Source organism: Nitrosomonas nitrosa (genome assembly GCF_003051105.1).
Classification (GTDB): Bacteria; Pseudomonadota; Gammaproteobacteria; order Burkholderiales; family Nitrosomonadaceae; genus Nitrosomonas; species Nitrosomonas nitrosa.
The window spans coordinates 1-1,585 of sequence record NZ_QAOO01000079.1 but is presented as its reverse complement, the minus strand read 5'-3'; the positions used below and the strand labels follow the sequence as shown (position 1 = coordinate 1,585).

At 49.5% G+C, this 1,585-nt stretch carries 3 protein-coding genes; all 3 read right to left on the bottom strand.

The window, feature by feature from the left end:
* Positions 1–870: IS66 family transposase (locus C8R30_RS15650; RefSeq protein WP_258192092.1), on the bottom strand; the 870-nt coding region annotated here is incomplete at its 3' end.
* Positions 871–931: 61 nt separating this feature from the next.
* Positions 932–1,282, bottom strand: a complete 351-nt coding sequence (gene tnpB, locus C8R30_RS15645) for an IS66 family insertion sequence element accessory protein TnpB (RefSeq protein ID WP_107790563.1) — start codon at positions 1,280–1,282, stop codon at positions 932–934.
* Complete coding sequence (gene tnpA / locus C8R30_RS15640; RefSeq protein WP_107790562.1) at positions 1,270–1,566, bottom strand: IS66 family insertion sequence element accessory protein TnpA; 297 nt, start codon at positions 1,564–1,566, stop codon at positions 1,270–1,272. Before tnpA ends, tnpB begins: the two co-directional genes overlap by 13 nt.
* Positions 1,567–1,585 lie beyond the last annotated feature (19 nt).

Sequence of the window (1,585 nt, the reverse complement as noted above, 5' to 3'; positions counted from 1 at the left end):
CCGCCTGTACGGCGACTCCGAGGGACCTACCCTCATCTCTTGTGCAGCATAGCTGCACGAGGGAATTTCACCCCCTGTGCGCCTTCGTGGCACACTTTCATCAGCATGAAGGGTGTTGCCCTGTAAAAGATGCCAGGTCAGGCGGTCTACTAGAGGTTGTAAAGCTACACCCGTGCGACCCACCCATTCGGCTAGCGTGGAGCGGGATAAAATCACCTTTTCACGCGCAGCGATTTGTTCAAGACGGTAAAGGGGAAGATGGTTCAAGTACTTGTTGGTTATTACCCACGCTAGCAGACCGGGCGCGGCCATGCCGCCATCGATCACAGCGGGTGGAACGGGTTCTGCGGTGATAGTTTCACAGGTTTTACACGCATACTGCGGACGGATGTGACGATGAACAAAAAACCGGGCAGGCTCTACATCGAGTTGTTCGGTGATGTCTTCACCGATTTTGATCAGATCACGGCCACATTGACCGCATTGGCAGGATTGTGGTTCATGACGGTGTTCGATGCGGGGCAGGTGGTCTGGCAGAGGCTGACGGCCAGCACGAGATCGTGGAGGCTTGTTTGCACCTTGTTTTGCTGATGAATTGAGCTGTTCAATTTCTGCTGTCACCGCAGCAGTATCGGTTTGCACTGTTTCTTCGAATAAATCCGGCTGCGACTGTAACGATAGGGATTCATTGCGCCTGCCAAACCGGATACGGCGCAAATGCGCCAATTCGAGAGTGAGCGCCTGAATCTTGAATTCCTGTGCGCGAATTTCTTTTTGTGCCTGATCAAGCAATGTTTGGATAATGTCAGATACCTGCGTTTTAGTATCTGCATCCAGGTTCAGTTGATCTAGCTGTAGCCACGATTTCATGGCTGTTATTATAGCATAAAATTAACCTAACCAACTGTATATATTAAACAATTATGTATTATTATGGCTGCAAGTGAGCAGGTGGCAATGCAGATAAACGCTGCCAATTTACGCCTGCAATCAACCATTCCCATTGGGTTTGCGTCAATGTAAAACAGTGCTCGTCAGATTTTGGCCAGACAAACCGCCCCTCATGCAAACGGCGTTGGCATAACCACACCCCCGTTCCATCCCATAACAACACCTTGATACGGTTACCCGCACGATTGCCAAACACAAATGCTGACCCTGCACACGGTGAACGTGCTAATGCCTGTTGCACAATCATTGATAAACCATCGATACCGCGGCGCATATCAACCGGCTCAACCACCAGCCAAATTTGCCCGGGATGAACAATCAATCCAGGCATTTCAGCAATTCCCCCAACCATTGCAGTGAAACGTTGGCTGGCAACTGCAGTGTGTGACCATTGGATCCACGCAGATACAACGATTCCGTGGAGGAAACTTCTCGTTTGATCGTTACAGGTATCAGCATCGGTACTTTTGCATTCATCCGGCTACTACGGTAAATTCGCAGCCAGTTAGCAAATGTCTTGGCATTCAATCCATGCTGACGGCAATAATCCCTTTGCGATAAGCCGCTTGCCTGCCAGGCTTCTATATGGTTTTGTTTGTACAGCGCTAACACCATCAATTATCCTCTTGAAATA

What these genes read in the sequence shown, in the direction of transcription:
- tnpA (WP_107790562.1), bottom strand. Translation starts at nt 1,566, where the DNA reads ATGGTGTTAGCGCTGTACAAACAAAACCATATAGAAGCCTGGCAGGCA.
- tnpB (WP_107790563.1), bottom strand. Translation starts at nt 1,282, where the DNA reads ATGCCTGGATTGATTGTTCATCCCGGGCAAATTTGGCTGGTGGTTGAG.